This is a genomic window from Ruegeria sp. YTSA135, assembly GCF_059610165.1.
Genome location: NZ_JBXWNC010000004.1, coordinates 89,790 through 109,069 on the forward strand (window position 1 = coordinate 89,790; position 19,280 = coordinate 109,069).

At 54.4% G+C, this 19,280-nt stretch carries 16 protein-coding genes and 3 tRNA genes; 11 read left to right on the top strand and 8 right to left on the bottom strand.

Going from position 1 to position 19,280, the window contains the following annotated elements; all coding sequences use genetic code 11:
• Nucleotides 1-364 precede the first annotated feature (364 nt).
• From AC2FIT_RS06895 to AC2FIT_RS06910, 4 genes are all read left to right on the top strand, one after another.
• On the top strand, nt 365-1,366 hold the full coding sequence (locus AC2FIT_RS06895) for a DctP family TRAP transporter solute-binding subunit (protein WP_496827939.1): 1,002 nt from the start codon (nt 365-367) through the stop codon (nt 1,364-1,366).
• Between the two features lie 115 nt (nt 1,367-1,481).
• On the top strand, nt 1,482-2,159 hold the full coding sequence (locus tag AC2FIT_RS06900) for a TRAP transporter small permease (RefSeq protein WP_496827941.1): 678 nt from the start codon (nt 1,482-1,484) through the stop codon (nt 2,157-2,159).
• A complete protein-coding gene (locus AC2FIT_RS06905) occupies nt 2,159-3,535 on the top strand; it encodes a TRAP transporter large permease (RefSeq protein WP_496827943.1) in 1,377 nt (458 codons plus the stop codon). Before AC2FIT_RS06900 ends, AC2FIT_RS06905 begins: the two co-directional genes overlap by 1 nt.
• Before the next feature lie 231 nt (nt 3,536-3,766).
• Nucleotides 3,767-4,078, top strand: a complete 312-nt coding sequence (locus AC2FIT_RS06910) for a DMT family transporter (protein WP_496827945.1) — start codon at nt 3,767-3,769, stop codon at nt 4,076-4,078.
• An 88-nt stretch (nt 4,079-4,166) separates the two neighbouring features.
• On the opposite strand, the gene tpiA is transcribed toward AC2FIT_RS06910, so the two are convergent.
• Nucleotides 4,167-4,916: a triose-phosphate isomerase gene (gene tpiA, locus AC2FIT_RS06915; RefSeq protein ID WP_496827947.1), complete on the bottom strand. Its 750-nt coding sequence runs from the start codon at nt 4,914-4,916 to the stop codon at nt 4,167-4,169.
• A gap of 125 nt (nt 4,917-5,041) precedes the next feature.
• On the opposite strand from tpiA, the gene AC2FIT_RS06920 reads away from it, so the two are divergent.
• Nucleotides 5,042-5,947, top strand: coding sequence for an isopenicillin N synthase family dioxygenase (locus AC2FIT_RS06920; RefSeq protein ID WP_496827949.1), 906 nt, complete (start codon nt 5,042-5,044; stop codon nt 5,945-5,947).
• Here the strand turns inward: AC2FIT_RS06920 and AC2FIT_RS06925 are convergent.
• Nucleotides 5,944-6,309: a HesB/IscA family protein gene (locus AC2FIT_RS06925; RefSeq protein WP_068335233.1), complete on the bottom strand. Its 366-nt coding sequence runs from the start codon at nt 6,307-6,309 to the stop codon at nt 5,944-5,946. The genes AC2FIT_RS06920 and AC2FIT_RS06925 overlap by 4 nt on opposite strands.
• 179 nt (nt 6,310-6,488) lie before the next feature.
• On the opposite strand from AC2FIT_RS06925, the gene AC2FIT_RS06930 reads away from it, so the two are divergent.
• Nucleotides 6,489-6,674 (top strand): hypothetical protein, encoded by a 186-nt coding sequence (locus tag AC2FIT_RS06930; RefSeq protein ID WP_496827952.1) that lies wholly within the window; start codon nt 6,489-6,491, stop codon nt 6,672-6,674.
• A gap of 260 nt (nt 6,675-6,934) precedes the next feature.
• Here the strand turns inward: AC2FIT_RS06930 and AC2FIT_RS06935 are convergent, their stop codons facing one another.
• The 3 genes from AC2FIT_RS06935 to AC2FIT_RS06945 form a co-directional block, all read right to left on the bottom strand.
• Complete coding sequence (locus AC2FIT_RS06935; RefSeq protein WP_068335235.1) at nt 6,935-7,297, bottom strand: SUF system Fe-S cluster assembly protein; 363 nt, start codon at nt 7,295-7,297, stop codon at nt 6,935-6,937.
• A gap of 92 nt (nt 7,298-7,389) precedes the next feature.
• On the bottom strand, nt 7,390-7,668 hold the full coding sequence (locus AC2FIT_RS06940) for an NfeD family protein (protein ID WP_068331022.1): 279 nt from the start codon (nt 7,666-7,668) through the stop codon (nt 7,390-7,392).
• Complete coding sequence (locus tag AC2FIT_RS06945; protein ID WP_068331024.1) at nt 7,668-8,558, bottom strand: SPFH domain-containing protein; 891 nt, start codon at nt 8,556-8,558, stop codon at nt 7,668-7,670. The genes AC2FIT_RS06940 and AC2FIT_RS06945 overlap by 1 nt, the downstream gene beginning before the upstream one ends.
• Nucleotides 8,559-8,859: 301 nt before the next feature.
• Between AC2FIT_RS06945 and tgt the strand changes: the two genes are divergently transcribed.
• Together tgt and lon are read left to right on the top strand one after the other, a co-directional pair.
• Entirely contained in the window at nt 8,860-9,990 is a 1,131-nt protein-coding gene (tgt, locus tag AC2FIT_RS06950; RefSeq protein ID WP_496827955.1) for a tRNA guanosine(34) transglycosylase Tgt, read from the top strand.
• Nucleotides 9,991-10,357: 367 nt separating this feature from the next.
• Nucleotides 10,358-12,766: an endopeptidase La gene (gene lon, locus AC2FIT_RS06955; RefSeq protein WP_496827957.1), complete on the top strand. Its 2,409-nt coding sequence runs from the start codon at nt 10,358-10,360 to the stop codon at nt 12,764-12,766.
• Nucleotides 12,767-13,029: 263 nt separating this feature from the next.
• Here the strand turns inward: lon and AC2FIT_RS06960 are convergent.
• Together AC2FIT_RS06960 and AC2FIT_RS06965 are read right to left on the bottom strand one after the other, a co-directional pair.
• Nucleotides 13,030-13,104: transfer RNA gene (locus tag AC2FIT_RS06960), tRNA-Val, on the bottom strand.
• A gap of 124 nt (nt 13,105-13,228) precedes the next feature.
• Nucleotides 13,229-15,163: a M10 family metallopeptidase gene (locus tag AC2FIT_RS06965; protein WP_496827959.1), complete on the bottom strand. Its 1,935-nt coding sequence runs from the start codon at nt 15,161-15,163 to the stop codon at nt 13,229-13,231.
• 476 nt (nt 15,164-15,639) lie between these two features.
• On the opposite strand from AC2FIT_RS06965, the gene AC2FIT_RS06970 reads away from it, so the two are divergent.
• The 3 genes from AC2FIT_RS06970 (at nt 15,640) to uvrA (ending at nt 18,879) form a co-directional block, all read left to right on the top strand.
• Nucleotides 15,640-15,716: transfer RNA gene (locus AC2FIT_RS06970), tRNA-Asp, on the top strand.
• Between the two features lie 51 nt (nt 15,717-15,767).
• A tRNA-Asp gene (locus AC2FIT_RS06975) sits at nt 15,768-15,844 on the top strand.
• Nucleotides 15,845-16,020: 176 nt separating this feature from the next.
• The gene (gene uvrA / locus AC2FIT_RS06980; RefSeq protein WP_496827961.1) at nt 16,021-18,879 is read left to right on the top strand and encodes an excinuclease ABC subunit UvrA; all 2,859 of its coding nucleotides are present in this window, start codon (nt 16,021-16,023) and stop codon (nt 18,877-18,879) included.
• 11 nt (nt 18,880-18,890) lie between these two features.
• On the opposite strand, the gene AC2FIT_RS06985 is transcribed toward uvrA, so the two are convergent.
• On the bottom strand, nt 18,891-19,220 hold the full coding sequence (locus tag AC2FIT_RS06985; protein ID WP_496827963.1) for a hypothetical protein: 330 nt from the start codon (nt 19,218-19,220) through the stop codon (nt 18,891-18,893).
• Between the last annotated feature and the right edge of the window lie 60 nt (nt 19,221-19,280).

Here is a 19,280-nt window from a genome sequence, read left to right on the forward strand (position 1 = left end):
GAACCTCTCCCGCCACGTTTTGCCGCATTATCATGCGGCAAAACGTGTTGGGCGTGGCAGCCCGCTAACGCGGCCTGCGGTCGTGCATCAAAGAAAAAAGTGATTCCGTGTGAATGATTCGGGAAGAGTGCGAAATACCGCACAAGTGCCTCCTCACCTGTGCGGATTTTCGCACAAGGCTTCTCATTAGGTTTGGAAGAACCTGAGAAATGGCAAATAACGCATTACTTTAAAAAGATAAAAACAATAGCGTTGGACGGTGAAACAAATCATTGAGCCGTGACGTTTGATTCGGTTCACTTCCCGGCATACGGCGCAAGCATGCGTCGAATGACAGATTTGGAAGTCTGGGAGGAAAAGACAGATGAAATTCCTATCAACGGCTGCAACAGCAGTTGCTCTGACTGTAACGGCGACCGCAGGTATCGCGGCCTGTGACGATGGTGAAATTGTCGTAAAGTTCGCGCATGTGACGAACACCGACAAACACCCCAAAGGCATTGCGGCCTCACTGCTGGAACAGCGCGTTAACGACGAAATGAACGGCGTGATGTGCATGGAGGTCTATCCGAACTCCACGCTCTACAACGACGACAAGGTGCTGGAGGCGATGTTGCAGGGTGATGTGCAACTGGCTGCGCCTTCGCTGTCGAAATTCGAGAAGTTCACGAAGCAATTTCGCCTCTTTGACCTGCCATTCATGTTCAAGAACATTGACGCTGTGGACGCGTTCCAGGCGTCAGCCGAAGGGCAAGCCATGAAAGACAGCATGCAGCGCCGCGGCCTGCAAGGGTTGGCCTTCTGGCACAATGGGATGAAGCAGATGTCGGCCAACAAGCCGCTGGTTGATCCGTCTGATGCAAATGGCCTGAAATTCCGCGTTCAATCCTCGGACGTGCTGGTGGCGCAGATGGAGGCCATCGGCGGCAGCCCGCAGAAAATGGCGTTCTCGGAAGTATATGGCGCACTCCAGCAGGGCGTTGTGGACGGGCAGGAGAACACTTGGTCGAACATTTACGGCAAGAAGTTCTTTGAGGTGCAGGACGGCATCACCGAAACCAACCACGGCATCATCGACTATCTTGTCGTGACCTCGGTTGACTGGCTGGACAGCCTTGACCCGGAGGTTCGCGAACAATTCCTCACCATTCTTGGCGAAGTGACCGAGATGCGGAACAAAGAGTCCTTCTCAGTGAACGAAGCGGCCAAAGCCTCGATCACCGAAGCAGGCGGCGTCATTCGTGAACTGACGCCAGAGCAACGTCAGGCTTGGGTGGATGCGATGAAGCCGGTTTGGGAAAAGTTCGCCGACGACGTTGGTCAGGATAAGATCGACGCGGCACAAGCGATCAACGCCGGGTTCTAAACCCCCGGCTCAGGCCGCGCGTCCCAGACTGGGGAGTTATCGACGCGCTGGCCGGGCGGGCCAGGTAATGGTCCGCCCGCTATTATTCTCACAATAAAAATGCGGGGACAGAGGGATGTCTGGTGCGAAATCCGGCCAAGGCGGGCTGGTCGACCATATCGAAGAAACCCTGATTGCGTTGTTGTTGGGCCTTATGACGGCTGTAACGTTTGCCAATGTGATCGCACGGTTCGTATTCAACTCGAATATCCTGTGGGCGCTTGAGCTTACAGTGTTCACATTTGGATGGCTGGTGTTGTTAGGGGCTTCCTACGCGGTAAAAAAACACGCGCATCTGGGCGTTGATGCAATCCTGAACATGCTGGCCCCAGTGCCGAGACGTATCTTGGCGCTGATCGCGGTTGGCTGTTGTCTCGTATTCTCGTTGCTGATGTTGAAGGGCGCCTATGACTACTGGGCGGTGTTTGCCGACCTTCCGCCAACATCAGGCCGCTGGTTCCCGACGGGCTTTAATCTCGACGCACGTAGTCAGAGCTTTTACGAGGTTGATGACATCCCCATGGTCGCACCGCTGCGGTTTCTTGAGGACATGATCAACTACGGCGAATCCTACGAGAAACTTCCAAAGGTCGTTCCCTATTTCATCCTGCCGTTGTCGATGCTGCTGCTGGTGATCCGGTTTGCACAGGTCGCCGTTCAGATATGGCGGGGCGAGACGGATCGGCTGGTGGCCAGCCACGAGGTTGAGGACGAAATCGAAGAAGTGCGCGCTCAGCAAGGGGAGCATGACTGATGGACGTGATACTTCTTTTCTCGATGGTCATCGGCCTGTTGCTGATCGGTGTTCCGATTGCGGTGGCTCTGGGCCTCAGCTCGACCCTGTTCCTGCTGATCTATTCTGACAGCTCTCTGGCATCCGTCGCGGGTACGCTGTTCGAAGCGTTCGAAGGGCACTTCACCCTGCTGGCGATCCCGTTCTTCATTCTGGCCTCGTCTTTCATGACGACGGGCGGTGTGGCGCGGCGGATCATCCGATTCTCGATTGCCTGCGTGGGGCACCTGCCGGGTGGCCTGGCAATTGCCGGTGTGTTTGCATGTATGCTGTTTGCGGCGCTGTCCGGGTCTTCTCCGGCGACTGTTGTGGCCATTGGCTCCATCGTGATCGCTGGGATGCGGCAGGTTGGGTATTCAAAGGAGTTCGCGGCGGGCGTGATCTGCAATGCAGGTACTTTGGGTATCCTGATCCCGCCATCGATCGTGATGGTTGTGTACGCAGCCGCCGTTGAGGTCTCGGTTGGGCGCATGTTCCTTGCTGGCGTCATCCCGGGCCTGATGGCGGGGCTTATGCTGATGATCACCATTTACGTCATGGCAAAGGTCAAGGACTTGCCGAAAGGTGACTGGAAGGGGTGGAGTGAGATATTTGTCTCGGCACGAGAAGCCGGTTGGGGTCTGTTCCTGATTGTCATCATTCTGGGCGGTATCTATGGCGGGATTTTCACCCCGACCGAGGCCGCAGCGGTGGCTGCTGTTTACGCCTTTTTCATAGCAAGCTTTGTCTACAAGGACATGGGGCCGCTTAGCACCGAGGATGGCGCAGCTAACCTGTCCCTGATGAAAAAGCCCTACGCGTTGATCACAGCCTTTTTCCACCCGGATACGAAGCATACACTGTTCGAGGCGGGCAAACTGACCGTCACGCTTCTGTTCGTCATCGCCAACGCGCTTATCCTGAAACACGTGCTGACCGATGAGCAGGTGCCCCAGCATATCGCCAGTGCCATGCTGTCAGCTGGATTGGGACCGATTACCTTCCTGATCGTGGTGAACGTGATCCTTCTGATCGGCGGCCAGTTCATGGAGCCTTCGGGCTTGTTGGTCATCGTAGCGCCGCTGGTGTTCCCGATCGCGATCGAACTGGGAATCGACCCGATCCATTTGGGTATCATCATGGTTGTGAACATGGAGATTGGGATGATCACACCGCCGGTTGGTCTGAACCTGTTCGTGACATCGGGCGTGGCGGGCATGCCGATGATGAGCGTCGTCAAGGCGGCGTTGCCGTTCCTGGCCGTGCTCTTCGTTTTCCTGATCATGGTGACATACATACCGTGGATTTCGACCTTCTTGCCCAATACCTTCATGGGGCCGGAAATCATAACGAACTAGCGGGCTTGACCGGTTAAAGACGAGGCCGGGTCCTAAAAAGGGCTCGGCCTTATTCATCTCTATGGCCGTTGAAACAACCCCGCGCGCAGCCTCTATTGTCAGACAGTTTCCCAACGCAATTGGCGACACGTCATTGAAGCCGCGCGATGAGTGCTTACCTTGAGCGCTGAGGACGACCTCCCCATAACGGGCAATCATTCGGGACGACCCGAAAGATAATCAGGTGTTCTCATGTCCTGGATATTGTTGTTGTTTGCCGGCCTTCTGGAGATTGTTTGGGCAGTTGCCACGAAGCAATCCGCCGGTTTCACGCGAATTTGGCCGACTACCATCATGGGCGTATCAATGCTCGGATCGTTCGGATTGCTGGCGATGGCGATGCGCACACTTCCGCTTGGCACTGCGTATGTTATCTGGACCGGCATCGGTGCAGTCGGAGCGTTCCTGGTCGGGGCAATCTTTTTGGGTGAGGCTGTAACGCCGCAGCGCATCCTTGCAGCCACCCTGATTGTAACAGGTTTGGTGGCCATGAAACTCGCATAGACACAAAAACAAACCCAGCCGTCACTGCGACGACTGGGATCAATCAAGCAAAAGCCTTATTTTCCTGCGTGGTGTCGGGACCAAAAAATCAGGCTGCTTCCAGAGCTTTGACGATGTCCGAAAAATTAGACGCTTTCAGGCTGGCCCCACCGACCAACGCACCATCCACATTCGGCACGCCAAAAATATCCGACGCATTGTCTGGTTTGACTGATCCGCCATAAAGCAGAGGCACAGATTGGGCGGTTTCTTTGCCGAAACGTTGGTCCAACAGGGCGCGAATGAAATCGTGAGCTTCTTGGATGTCGCTCAGTGATGGAACCTTGCCTGTGCCGATTGCCCAGATTGGTTCATACGCGACTACTAGGTTATCACCTGTTGATTGGTCCGGAACCGAGCCAGCTATTTGATCGGCAATAACGTCCAGTGTCTTGGCGGTCTCGCGTTGCTCCAGGCTTTCGCCGACGCAGACAATCGCCTTTATCCCTGCACCCATAGCCGAGCTAGCCTTGGCACGAACGGTTTCATTTTGTTCACCGTGATCCTCTCGCCTCTCAGAGTGGCCCACGATGACTGCGCTTGCCCCTGCGTCGACCAGCATGTCAGCGCTGATATCTCCCGTATGCGCGCCCGAAACCGCTGTGTGGCAATCCTGCCCACCAACTGAAACGCTCGTTTCCCGAACAATACCTGCGGCGCGATGCAGCAGTGTGGCCGGCGGGCAAATCAATATGTCGATATCCGACGAGGGGAAATTCCGGGCCAAAACCTCCAGCTCACTCAGCGCCGCTGAGGTGCCATTCATCTTCCAGTTTCCAGCCGCAAGCTTGCGCCTCATATCCCGATCTCCGTGAATTTCGTATGTCGTGGAACCGGATAGCACCGCCAGTAACGCCTGACAATTGTGGTTGCACAGTGAGTGCCAAATCGGCAGTATCCGCGCGAAAGTTTGGCTGGAAAAAAATGATCAACAACCTTGATCTGAGGAAGTTGGATCAGCGCGATCCTGACGAGTTACGAAAGCTACTGCACGCTGTGGCTGGGGTAGGTTTCCTGACGGTCTCGAATACTGGATTGGATGGTGATCGCGTACGCCAGGTTCTTACGGCCTACAGTGATTTTTTCCATTTGCCCGAAGTGGAAAAGCAGAAGGTCGATATGTCGGTAACCGGGGCCAACCGTGGTTGGGGCGCGCCGCGGTCCGAACAGGTCGATCCGGACGCCAATCCGGACTTTAAGGAAGTGTTCGACTGTGGCAATGAACTGCCTGCGGGTAGCCCTTATTCCGATCTGAGCGTTTATGCCCCCAACCTTTGGCCGCAATCGCCACCCGGATTCAAAGAGACGATACAGACCTATTTCAAGGACGCCAGCGCAGTGGCCATGCGGGTGTTACGAGCTATCGCCGTGGCACTGGGGCGCGAGGCTGACAGTTTTGACAACGCGTTTGACGCACCGATGGCACTGCTGCGAGGAAACTATTATCCGAAACGTCCGATTTGGGCCGGAGCACTCGATTTCGGGATCGGCGCGCATACGGATTATGGTTGCCTCACTTTGTTGGCCACGGATGGAACCGCAGGTTTAGAGGTTCGAATGCCCGACGGCAGATGGGAAGCGGTTGAAGCCGAGCCTGGGGTATTCGTCGTAAACTTCGGTGAAATGTTAGAGTTCTGGACGGGTGGCCAAGTCAAAGCCACGTTGCACCGGGTGGTTGGCGGGGTCGAGGAGCGGCTGTCCGTACCGCTATTCTTCAACCCGTCCTACGACACCAATGTCGCACCGCCCGGATCGGGTGAAAGAGTTTTGGCAGGCGAACACCTTACACGCCGTTTCAATGAAACGTATCTGCACCTGCAGGTGTCTTAAAGTTGGGAGGAGAGCCCTTCATCGAACTTGATCGACTCGCCACAGCCACAGGCGTCGACGACATTCGGGTTGCGGAACTTGAAGCCCGATTCTAACAGCGAGACCTCATAGTCGATTTCAGTCCCGAACAGGAACATCTGCGCCATTGGTGCAATGATGATTTTGGCTCCATCCTGCTCGACAACCTCGTCATTGGGGTCGGGTTCGTCAACGTAGTCCATGGTGTATTCCATGCCGGCACAGCCGCCTTTCTTGACACCAATACGCAAGCCCGCATGGTTGCCTGACTTCATCAGCCGGGCAATCTGCTCTGCCGCCTTGGGCGTAATGGTTACGGCCTGTTTGCCGGGAATGCCGAACATTTTGATCTCCGTTGTCGCGCGTTGCTTTTAATCTAGTATCGACGCCGCGAAGGCTCAAGGCATAGCTGGGGCGCTCTGTTCTCTTTTGCTGTGCTGAGGGGAAAGGTGTTGCGTTTTTTTCCGCCCTGACCTTAGCTGAATGCACAAAAAATTCTTACGAAATGGGTTGGTGCTCAGATATGAAAAATCAAAAAATTACGTTTACAAACAATAACGTGTCATTGGTTTTGACAGTTGTTACACTGACTGCAAGTAGGGCTTTTGCTGAAAGTGCTCAAAAAGTACATCCTGTCAACTGCGCCACTGCCGAAGGAGATCTGAGGGCGATAGCAGCTAAAAAAGCATGCCGAGGATCAGCAGGTTGAAAGTGTGGTCGCAATTACGCCAGCGGGTGCGCTATTGGGTTTGGTGACTGGAACTGAACAAAAGCGTCTGTCCATGCTATCAGGCGACTATGTTAAGGCTTTGGATGAACGTGCGTCAGAAATAAAGACCAAGTGCGGCGTGCAGTAAGCTGTTTTTACGAACAACTTTCAATTTTTTAAGCGCTAACATTCGATATTTAGGCGCGGACCATGCTGGCAACAGCAGACATACTGCAAAACCTTCACTCGTGCTGGTTAGTTTACATAAAGCCCAGTTCCAGACGCGCCTCATCAGACATCATGTCCATTCCCCAGGGCGGCTCCCACGTCAGTTCAACGTCAACCTCTTTGACACCCGCGACGGGTTCAATCGCTTCTACGATCCATCCTGGCATTTCGCCTGCAACCGGACAGCCGGGCGCTGTCAGTGTCATGATGACTTTCACCGCGTTCTCAGAGGTGATGTCGATCGTGTAGATCAGACCCAAATCATAAATGTTCACCGGTATTTCAGGGTCGAAAACCGAACGGCAGGCTTCTACCACTGAGTCGTACAGGGGGTGCTCAACGCTAGAGGGCGCGATCAGCGGCGTGCCTTCCAATTGTTCACTCGGATGAGTCATTCGTGCCTCAGATCTGTTTCCTGAGTTATATAGTAAAGGATTTTGGCAACGTCCAGTGGTGCAATATCGCTATCGAACAGCATCTGATGCGATTAGTCGTTTATGTCATGCCGAAAAGTTTTCACCTGACCGCGAGGCAGGGCGTATACGCGCCGCAAGAGCAACCAGGCGACCAACGACAGCGCCGCAAAAATCATCAACAAAACGGGCAGTGACGGTGAAATTCCAGGTATGAGAAGCAGCAAACCAGTCACAGCAGCGCCAATTGCAAAGCCTAGAAAGATAAAGCCGGGCAGGGCGATCTCGAGTATGGCTAACAACAGCGCCCCAGCTAGCCAGATCCACCAGGTCATCCAGAAGAGATCAGCCATTATTTACCTCCTTTCAGCATCTTGAAGGCATCGCCAAAGGCTTCTAGCGCGTTGGCGGGCACGACGATCGTTTGCGATCCGGTACCATTACCTAGTGCATTCAGCGCCTCGACCTGTTTCAGCGCAACCTGGTATTGCGCGGCCTCCATGCCATTGTCCTGAATGGCCTTGGCAACAACTCCCGTTGCATAAGCTTCTGCGTCCGCTTGTATGCGGCGGGCCTTGGCCGATTGTTCAGCCGCATAAAGCTCGGCATCGGCCTGCAATTCGACAGCACGTTTTTGTCCTTCCGCTTCGGTAACCTGTGCACGGCGGGCGCGCTCTGCGTTCAGTTGTTGCAGCATCGCATCGCGGGTGGCCTGATCCAGATTGACGTCCAGAATCTCGGCGCGGGTGACTTCAATACCCCAATCGTCGACCGCAGTTTCCACACTTTCCTGGATTCGAGCGATTAACTGCGACCGGTTCGACTGGACCTCGTCCAGATCCATTTTACCTATCTCCGCCCGCACGATGCCTGCGACCGTCGTTGCAATGGCACCATCTACGTCACGGATACGATACACTGTCTTTTCCGGTTCGAGAATGCGGTAAAACACGGATGTGTCGATCTGGACCAGAACGTTGTCCTTAGTGATTGCGTCCTGCGTTGCGTTGGGTAGCTGGCGCTCTAGAATCGATATCTGATGACGCGCAACATCCAGAAAAGGAACGATAAAATTGATACCGGGGCCAAGCACCGAGTGCAGGCGCCCGAACCGCTCGACCACGAATTTTTCAGATTGCGGAACAATCTTCACACCTTTGAAGATGACAATGACGATCAGGACCGCTGCCAGCAAGTAAATGATGTTTGACGTCAGCAATCCAACAATCTGATCTTCGGTCATGTCTGCCCTCATTTTTTGTGTACTGTTGTATACATTTAGGAGTTGAGTCGCACAAATTCAACTTCGGTATGAGGGAAACGGGCGTAAATACAAGTCATTGACGCGGTAGATACACAGCGGAAGTTCACGATTGTGACTGCTTTGCATCCCGTTTTGCGCTCGGGTTCAAATGGTTTGAAACACAATGGCGGCAGAGATAAGGCACAGGTAAATCGAATGCGGCGCTGCCCGGACCGTTGGGTTGCAATAACCTAGCAGATCAGGCAAATGCTGCCCGGTTCAGTGACCCCGAGGCATCCAGATGACCAAGCGTTTTTCCTTTGACCTGAAAGCCACCGACGGCAAGGCCAGAACGGGCGTTATCAACACGCCACGCGGCGAAGTACGCACACCGGCTTTCATGCCCGTCGGCACTGCGGCGACGGTCAAAGCGATGATGCCCGAAAGCGTTCGCGCAACGGGCGCTGATATTCTGTTGGGCAATACCTATCACCTGATGTTGCGGCCAACGGCCGAGCGGATCGACCGGCTGGGTGGTCTGCATAAATTCATGAACTGGGAACGTCCCATATTGACAGACTCGGGCGGGTTTCAGGTCATGTCGCTGGCGGGGTTGCGAAAGCTCACTGAAAAGGGCGTGACGTTCAAATCACATATCGACGGGTCAAAACACGAACTGACACCCGAACGATCGATGGAGATTCAGCGGCTGTTGGGTTCGGACATCGTGATGTGTTTCGATGAATGTCCTGCCTTACCCGCTGACCGGGAACGAATTGCCGAGTCGATGCGCCTGTCGATGCGATGGGCCGAGCGGTCGCGCGAAGCGTTCGGGGATCGTCCGGGCCACGCACTGTTTGGCATCATGCAGGGCGGGCTAGAGCAAGACCTGCGCGAAGCAAGCGCTGAGGCGCTTCGGAAGATCGGTTTTGAAGGTTACGCCGTTGGTGGTCTGGCTGTGGGTGAGGGGCAGGAGGCCATGTTCGGTTGCCTCGATTACGCACCAGATTTCCTTCCGGTTGATAAGCCCAGATACCTCATGGGAGTTGGCAAACCGGATGACATCGTCGGCGCAGTCGCACGCGGGATCGACATGATGGATTGTGTTCTGCCGTCGCGCTCAGGCCGCACTGGGCAAGCATTCACTCGACACGGTGTGGTGAATATCAAGAACGCTCGCCATGCGGACGATCCGCGACCGTTGGACGAAAACTGCTCGTGTCCGGCATGTTCGAACTATTCGCGCGCCTACTTGCATCACGTGTTCCGTTCGAACGAGATGATCTCAGGAATGTTACTTACTTGGCACAACCTGCACTATTTCCAAGAAATCATGCAGGGCATGCGCGACGCAATTGCAGCTGGGACTTTTGAGGCATGGCAAGCAGAGTTCCATGCGCAGAGGGCGCAGGGCGATATTGAGCCGCTGTGACGGGATGCTCGTTTCGGCCTTGGTTTTTCCTTTAAGCCATCAAACTGCCTGCGGGTTTACACGCAAAATGAACCCGCCAAATCAGGTGAATTCCTTTTCGAAACATCGAATATGGACGCGAACAAGCAAACCGAGATTGTCACGACATTTTTTTACCGCGAGTAGTTGACCCATTTTGCTAAATTCGGTGGATATATGCACCGGATGCCTTGCAGTCCGGAAAAGCTCGGGTCATTCTGACTCCTGACAATTGGCGGTAAGGTTGAAAAAGGGCATCGCGGCCCCACCTTTATCGTCCAAGACAGGAGATGGCCAAAGGTTGCCTCAGAAGGGACCAGAGCCATCTTGCCAACGATAAGGATTGAGCATGCAAGAGCCCCTTAACTCTTCGTACCCCGTACTTCCGCTGCGCGATATCGTGGTTTTCCCGCATATGATCGTGCCGCTGTTCGTGGGTCGGGAAAAATCCGTCCGCGCGCTGGAAGAAGTGATGCAGGACGACAAGCAAATTTTGCTGTCCAGCCAAATTGATCCGGGCGACGATGACCCGACGACCGACGGCATCTTCCGCGCCGGGGTTTTGGCGAACGTCCTGCAACTGCTGAAATTGCCCGATGGTACCGTGAAGGTCCTTGTTGAAGGACAGGCGCGCGTTCAGATCACCGAGTTTTTGGAAAACGACGAGTTTTTCGAAGCTCGTGCAGAGTATCTGACTGAAATTCCAGGCGACGTTACGACAACCGAAGCGTTGCTGCGCACAGTTGCCGATGAGTTCGAGCGCTATGCCAAAGTGCGCAAGAACATCCCTGAGGAGGCCTTGTCCGCTGTCGGAGAAACGACAGAACCGGCGAAATTGGCTGATCTCGTCTCGGGCCACTTGGGTATTGAGGTCGAGCAAAAGCAGGAACTTCTGGAAACCCTCAGCGTTAGCGAGCGGCTTGAAAAGGTCTATGGCTTGATGCAGGGCGAAATGTCGGTTCTGCAGGTCGAGAAAAAGATCAAAACGCGCGTAAAATCCCAAATGGAGAAAACGCAGCGCGAGTACTATCTGAATGAGCAAATGAAGGCCATTCAGAAAGAGCTGGGCGATGGCGAGGACGGCTCGAACGAAGTGGCCGAGCTGGAAGCTAAGATCGCTGAAACCAAGCTGTCGAAAGAGGCGCGCGAAAAGGCAGAAGGTGAGCTGAAAAAGCTGCGCAACATGAGCCCGATGTCCGCCGAGGCGACGGTTGTGCGCAACTATCTGGATTGGATCCTGTCGCTGCCGTGGGGCAATAAATCCCGCGTTAAAAAAGATCTTGGCCGCGCGCAGGATATTCTGGATGCCGATCACTATGGCCTTGAAAAAGTCAAGGAACGGATCGTTGAATATCTGGCTGTCCAGCAGCGTTCCAAAAAGCTGAAAGGCCCGATCTTGTGCCTTGTCGGCCCGCCGGGTGTGGGTAAAACCAGCTTGGGCAAGTCGGTGGCAAAGGCAACGGGACGCGAGTTTATTCGTATCTCGCTTGGCGGCGTACGTGATGAATCCGAGATTAGGGGCCACCGCCGGACCTATATCGGCTCGATGCCGGGCAAGATCATCCAATCGTTGAAAAAGGCAAAAACCACGAACCCGCTTATCCTGCTCGATGAGATCGACAAGATGGGTCAGGATTTCCGTGGTGACCCCGCCTCGGCTATGCTTGAAGTGTTGGACCCCGAACAGAACAGCACGTTCATGGACCACTACCTTGAGGTCGAATATGACCTGTCCAACGTGATGTTCCTGACGACGTCAAACAGCTATAACATGCCCGGGCCACTGCTGGACCGGATGGAGATCATTCCGCTCGCCGGTTATACCGAAGAGGAAAAGAGTGAGATCGCGAAACAGCACCTGATCAGCAAGCAGGTCAAGAACCATGGTCTGAAGGCCAAGGAATTTGAACTCACAGACGAGGCGTTGCAGAAGATCATCCGCACTTACACGCGCGAAGCAGGTGTACGGAACCTTGAGCGCGAGATCGCCAAGGTGGCCCGTAAATCGCTGACCAAGATCATCAAGAAAGAGGCTGAGTCCATAACGGTAACCCCCGAAAACCTTGATGAGTTCCTGGGCGTTCCAAAGTACCGGTACGGCTTGGCCGAGCAGGATGATCAGGTTGGCGTTGTTACCGGTCTGGCCTACACATCCGTGGGCGGCGACCTACTGCATATCGAAGCGCTGAAGCTGCCCGGTAAGGGCCGGATGAAGACCACCGGTAAGCTGGGCGATGTTATGAAGGAGTCCATTGACGCCGCGTCGTCTTATGTTCGGTCGATCTCGCCCCAGATCGGGGTGAAACCGCCGAAATTCGATTCTTTGGATATCCATGTCCACGTGCCGGATGGAGCAACGCCCAAGGATGGCCCCTCTGCCGGGTTGGCGATGGTAACCTCGATAGTATCCGTGCTGACCGGCATTCCGGTGCGAAAAGACATCGCTATGACTGGCGAGGTGTCCTTGCGTGGCAATGCGATGCCGATTGGCGGATTGAAAGAGAAACTGCTGGCGGCCCTTCGTGGTGGTATCAAAACAGTGCTGATACCAGAGGAAAACGAAAAGGACCTGGCCGAGATACCGGACAACGTGAAAGAAGGGCTGGAAATCATCCCTGTCACCCACGTTTCCGAGGTTCTCAAGCACGCCTTGGTGAGTGTACCAGAGCCTGTCGAATGGGACGAGGCGGCGGAAGAGGCTGCCGCAGCCGCAGCCAAATCGGCGGAGAACTCAGGGCCGTCTCAGACAGCACATTGACACAAAGTAAAGGCGGGTTCATCCCCGCCTTTTTTGTTCCCGAAAGCTCGCGATCTGTTTCGTTTCTGTGTTCTTGAGCTCTTTCCGCTACTACACTTGGCGGTCGGAAACGTAATGTGTTCGATCGCGTGTTTGCAGAACAAGTTTCGTATCAACCGACCAAATGCGGAAGTGATCGTTCAACTATCTGGAAATCGCAGAGAAGTTAGGCGGTGTGGCCTAACCGAACTGTAGGTGCGTCCAGATAGCGAATACCGGAAAAATGGTGGGTGATAAGAGATTTGAACTCCTGACATCTTCGATGTGAACGAAGCGCTCTACCACTGAGCTAATCACCCGTAAGGACGCGTAATACATAGAGTTTGGAGGGCTTGCAAGAGCGCCAAAAGCCCAATTCTTCAAGTGGCTCAAACCAGACAACGAGCGGTGCGAAACTGCTGCCTCTCGCATACGGGTCTGGTTCTAGAGAATGAAATCGTTTTCGGTCAGGTCATGCAGACCTGCCAGCTTGATAACCATTTCCGCGTCGCTGTCGCCATCAGTATCGACATAGACCAGCGTTTGATCCAAGTCGTTATTTGCATAATCCTGCTTTACGTAGTAGATTTCGCCTTCATCCGATGAGCTGATCGGAGTTTCTCCATTAAAAATAAAGGCTTCATTGCCACCAAGAACACTGCTGGCGTCGATTGCGCTTAGATTGATTTTGTCCTCGCCCCGAGTGAAGTCCGTGATCTTGTCGGCCAAGGCCCCTCTTTCGCCACTGTCAGTGATGTCGTTGAAAACGAAGGTGTCCGTGCCAGCGCCACCGGTCATCGTATCCACGTCAGCGCCACCAGTGATCAGGTCGATCCCCATGCCGCCGAAGATTGTGTCATTGCCGTTTCCGCCGTCAATGGTGTCAGCGCCTTTACCGCCCCTTAGGGTATCCCAGCCGTTGTCGCCCGTAACGGTATCCTTACCAGCGCCTCCCTTCAGCAGATCCGCGCCTTTGCGACCAACAAGTGTGTCGTATCCGTCGCTTCCGATAAGGGTATTTGCCTGATCATCGCCTGAGAGTTGATCGTCTTGAGCAGTACCAGTGACATTTTCAACCAAATTGATTGTATCAATGCCGTAGCCGGTGTTCTGAGCCGTCGTGACAGATAGGTCGACGTTTGCGCCGACAGAACCGTTGAACGAGAGCGTATCAATATCTTCGCCGCCTGTTATGGTGTCGTTGCCATCACTGTCTTTGACGACGAAATTGTCCCATCCAGCACCGCCCGTAATCGTGTCATCGCCTTGACCACCAATCAGATAGTCGTTTCCCTGACCGCCTTTTATGGTGTCGTTTCCGTCGCCGCCAGCAACCGTGTCATTGCCCGAATTGCCAATCATCAAATTCGCAACATCATTGCCGTACAGGAAGTCACCGGCGTTTCCTCCGATGGCGTTTTCGATGACAACCCCGTTGGCGATCGTGAAACCACCGCTGACACCAAAGGCATACGAAGGCGATCCCCCGGCATCATGGCCTTCCAGATCAGCTGCTTTCAAGCTGATCAGAACGCTTTTCGACAAGCCGCTGGCCGAAATTGCATCTGTTCCACCTGTATCCCAGATTGCTTTCCAGTAAGTGCCAGGCGCATTGGAACCTTTCAGAGAATACACATTATCGCCGGTATTGTTCTCAGCAGTTCCGTAAATCGCCTGAAGCGCCGCGATGTCCAGCGCCATGGGTGACGCCACGCCGCCAAACTTGAACGACGGCAGGGGGACTTTCTGCGGATAGCCTGAATTATACGACATGATTGTGTACACGGCCTGGTTCTGACCATCCGTTCCGTAGTCATTGAAGGGTTGGGTTACACCATCGTAAATCGTTGAACTGCCGCCTGCGTCATGCGGGTGTGCCAGGCCAAGGCCGTGCATGATTTCGTGCAGGATGATTGCGAACCCTTCACCGCCTTTGGCGAGCGCTTCCCGACTAAAGAAAGGTGAGTCATATGCGAACAACCCGAACAGGGTGTCGATACCAAAGTCCTGTTGATACGGGGGCGTGTCGCCCGGAATCTGGTGAAAGCCCGCCGCGCCACCAAGGTCATCGGTGGTCACCAAACCCCACGAGATGTTCTCGTAGTAGGGTGTCCCTTGAGGAGCAAGGAAACCAACCTCGACAAAGTCAATTGGGATGAACGTTTCAATGACCGCGACTGCTTCGCGGAAGGCTTGTTTCTCATACTCAAAAAAATCTGCGAAACCCTGAACTGAAGAATCCGAAAAAGAATAGGTGATAGTGCCGGCTGGCCCCCCCACATTTGTTCCGATGTTCCATGAGGTTCCCCAGATTATTCCGTCCAGGTACTCGTAGCCGGTAAAATTGGCACCCGGATAAAGCTCGTTAACAACTGACATTCTTTCAATTCCATCCGTTAAAACACAGCGAAGGGGCAGCGTTGCTTGTTGACGCTTCGGGTTTCGTAACAAATTTGGAAACCACAGCTCTTTTTTGTTCAGATTGTTCCACGGCGAAGCTTTCTGGTGCAAGTAAATTGCACGATATCTTTGGCTGCGAGGAATGGTGTCGTCTCATGCTCACGCAATCTGGCCAACAAATGCTTTAAAGGTTTTGCACGTTAAGCCACCATCGCTTGCGGTCTAGCCTGCGAACCGGGGCAGCGCGCACTCAGAGTTTTCTGAGCCAAGGCACTGCAGGCTCCAAACCCTGCAGGTGGCTGCACAGCCGTTCAGGCAGCAACAAGTTTCCAAGAAGACAGTGCACAAGTTGAGAAACATTTTTTGTGTTCTTCAAAAAAACTTCAAAACGCCGCTTGACGATGTGCAACCGTAGCCATAATACACCCCAACGTTCAGCAACGAACGGGCAGCGGGCGGTTGTAGCTCAGTTGGTTAGAGTACCGGCCTGTCACGCCGGGGGTCGCGGGTTCGAGCCCCGTCAACCGCGCCATCGCTGTCAGCCTTTGATCCGGGCCAATGGATCAGACATAGACCCTAATGCGCGGTTGTAGCTCAGTTGGTTAGAGTACCGGCCTGTCACGCCGGGGGTCGCGGGTTCGAGCCCCGTCAACCGCGCCACGTTCTTCAGGTATGATCAAATATTAACCCCTCCTTCGGGGAACCTGATCGGATATGGATCACGTTGTCAGGAGATGTCGGCAATAATTCGTTCGTTCACACTTTGTTCTAACTTTTCTGTTGGAGACTCGTTGCTGCTCGCCTATTTCTAAGACACTTGTGTCTTGGGGGCCAAAATGGCTGAGCTGAAGAATATCGAAGTGCGCGGCGCGCGTGAACATAACCTCAAAGGCATCGACGTGGATATTCCGCGCGATCAGTTGGTGGTGATCACCGGGCTGTCGGGCTCGGGCAAGTCTTCACTGGCATTCGATACGATTTACGCGGAAGGCCAGCGTCGCTATGTCGAAAGCTTGTCGGCCTATGCACGCCAGTTTCTTGATATGATGGAAAAGCCAGATGTGGATCATATCAGCGGCTTGTCCCCGGCGATTTCGATTGAGCAGAAAACAACCTCAAAAAACCCGCGTTCGACGGTTGGGACAGTAACCGAGATTTACGACTATTTACGTCTTTTGTTCGCACGTGCCGGCACGCCCTACAGCCCAGCGACCGGTTTGCCGATCGAGGCACAGCAAGTGCAAGACATGGTCGATCGGATCATGACCATGGAGGAGGGCACGCGTGGCTATCTTTTGGCGCCCATCGTGCGCGACCGTAAGGGCGAATACAAAAAGGAATTCCTAGAACTGCGCAAGCAGGGTTTCCAGCGCGTGAAAGTGGATGGTGAGTTCTACGAACTTGACGAACCGCCAACGTTAGACAAGAAATTCCGCCACGATATTGATGTTGTGGTCGACAGGCTTGTCGTTCGCGACGGGATGGAGACGCGGCTGGCCGACAGCCTGCGCACCGCTCTGGACCTTGCGGATGGCATTGCGGTTCTGGAGACTGCACCGCGTGAAGGTGACCCAGAGCGTATCACGTTCAGCGAGAATTTTGCCTGCCCCGTCAGCGGCTTCACGATCCCCGAGATTGAACCCCGCCTGTTTTCGTTTAACGCCCCTTTTGGTGCGTGCCCGGACTGCGACGGGTTGGGGGTCGAACTGTTTTTTGACGAACGGCTTGTAGTCCCTGACCAAACGTTGAAGCTCTACGATGGGGCATTGGCACCGTGGCGCAAGGGAAAGTCGCCGTATTTCCTGCAAACCATTGAAGCTATTGCGCGCCACTACGAATTTGACAAGAACACCCCGTGGAAAGACCTGCCCGAGAAGGTGCAGCAGGTATTCCTGCGTGGCTCTGGCGATGAGGAAATCCAGTTTCGCTATGATGAAGGTGGCCGGGTCTATCAGGTCACGCGCAGCTTTGAAGGCGTCATTCCGAACATGGAGCGCCGTTACCGTGAGACGGACAGCGCCTGGATTCGTGAGGAATTTGAGCGCTATCAAAACAATCGCCCTTGCGGTACCTGCCACGGCTACCGGCTTCGGCCCGAGGCGTTGGCTGTAATGATAGCCGGGCTTCACGTGGGGCAGGTGGTTCAAATGTCGATCAAAGAGGCTTTGGCCTGGGTCGAAGATGCGCCAAACCATCTGAGCGTTCAAAAGAACGAAATTGCGCGAGCTATTCTGAAAGAAATCCGCGAAAGGCTCGGCTTTCTGAATAATGTGGGGTTGGAATATCTTACACTGTCACGTTCAAGTGGCACGTTGTCCGGTGGGGAAAGCCAGCGCATCCGCTTGGCAAGTCAGATCGGGTCGGGCCTGACCGGCGTTTTGTACGTACTGGACGAGCCCTCAATCGGGTTGCACCAACGCGATAACGACCGCCTGCTTGGCACTCTGAAAAATCTCCGTGATCAGGGCAACACCGTGATCGTAGTGGAGCACGATGAGGAAGCCATCCGCGAGGCTGATTACGTTTTTGATATTGGTCCCGGGGCGGGCGTACATGGTGGTCAGGTGGTCAGCAAAGGTACACCCACGGAGATCGCATCCGACGCGGCCTCGTTGACTGGTCAGTATTTGGCGGGTACGCGTGAAATTCCCATTCCGACCGAGCGGCGCAAGGGGAATGGGAAAAAAGTCTCGGTCGTTAAGGCGACAGGAAACAACCTAAAAAACGTCACTGCCGATTTCCCTCTTGGTAAGTTTGTCTGCGTGACCGGTGTGTCTGGCGGTGGAAAATCGACCCTGACGATCGAAACGTTGTTCAAAACAGCGTCGATGCGCTTGAACGGGGCGCGGCAAACTCCGGCACCTTGTGAAACGATCAAAGGTCTGGAACATCTGGACAAGGTGATTGATATCGACCAGCGGCCCATCGGCCGAACTCCGCGTTCAAATCCAGCGACTTACACCGGGGCTTTCACGCCAATCCGCGACTGGTTCGCCGGTTTACCCGAAGCCAAAACGCGCGGTTACAAGCCTGGCCGCTTTAGCTTCAACGTCAAAGGTGGTCGATGTGAGGCGTGCCAGGGCGATGGCGTCATTAAAATCGAGATGCACTTCCTGCCTGACGTCTATGTCACCTGTGAAACCTGCAAAGGTGCGCGGTACAACCGCGAAACGCTTGAAATAAAGTTCAAGGGCAAGTCCATCGCGGATGTGCTTGATATGACGGTAGAAGACGCGCAGGAGTTCTTTAGGGCCGTACCTTCGATCCGGGACAAGATGGACGCTCTGGCAAGGGTCGGTCTGGGTTATATCAAGGTTGGTCAGCAAGCGACGACCTTGTCAGGCGGTGAAGCGCAGCGGGTGAAGCTATCCAAAGAGCTGTCGAAACGCTCGACCGGACGGACCTTGTATATTTTGGACGAACCGACAACCGGGCTGCATTTTGAAGATGTGCGTAAGCTGCTGGAGGTGCTTCACGAGTTGGTTGATCAGGGCAATACGGTTGTCGTGATCGAGCATAACCTAGACGTTGTGAAAACGGCGGACCACATCATTGATATCGGGCCCGAGGGTGGTGATGGCGGTGGTGAGATCGTGGCTACCGGGACGCCCGAAAAGGTCGCGCGAGTAGATCGCAGCCACACTGGACGATATCTGAAACAGATGCTTGAGGGCGCGCGGGTTGCTGCCGAATAGGTGAATAATCCTCAGTTGAGGATGTCAGCCACCGCGCCGATCAAGTTCAGAACTTTGCGTGTGTCGGGGTCGACGCGATAGACGTAGTCGCCGGCACGGATGTAGCTACCACGGTTCAGACCATATCGGTACGGATCATTGATCCAGCGATAGTCGCGGTTGATGTAGTCCCCTGCACGATACAGGTTTTTTACCTGGCCAGGCGGTACACACGGAACAGCTTTCTTTGCCAGCCCAGGAGGGCAATGCCCCGCTTTACCTTTGCCGTTGCCAGCCGCGGCAATGCCAGAGCCGAGCGCAAGCGCCAGAATTGCCGTGGAAATCGTCAGCACACGCGACATCAAACTTTCCTCTGCTAAAGCGTCGTGACTAAGATAGATGGCTGTAGATTCCTGTGTGGT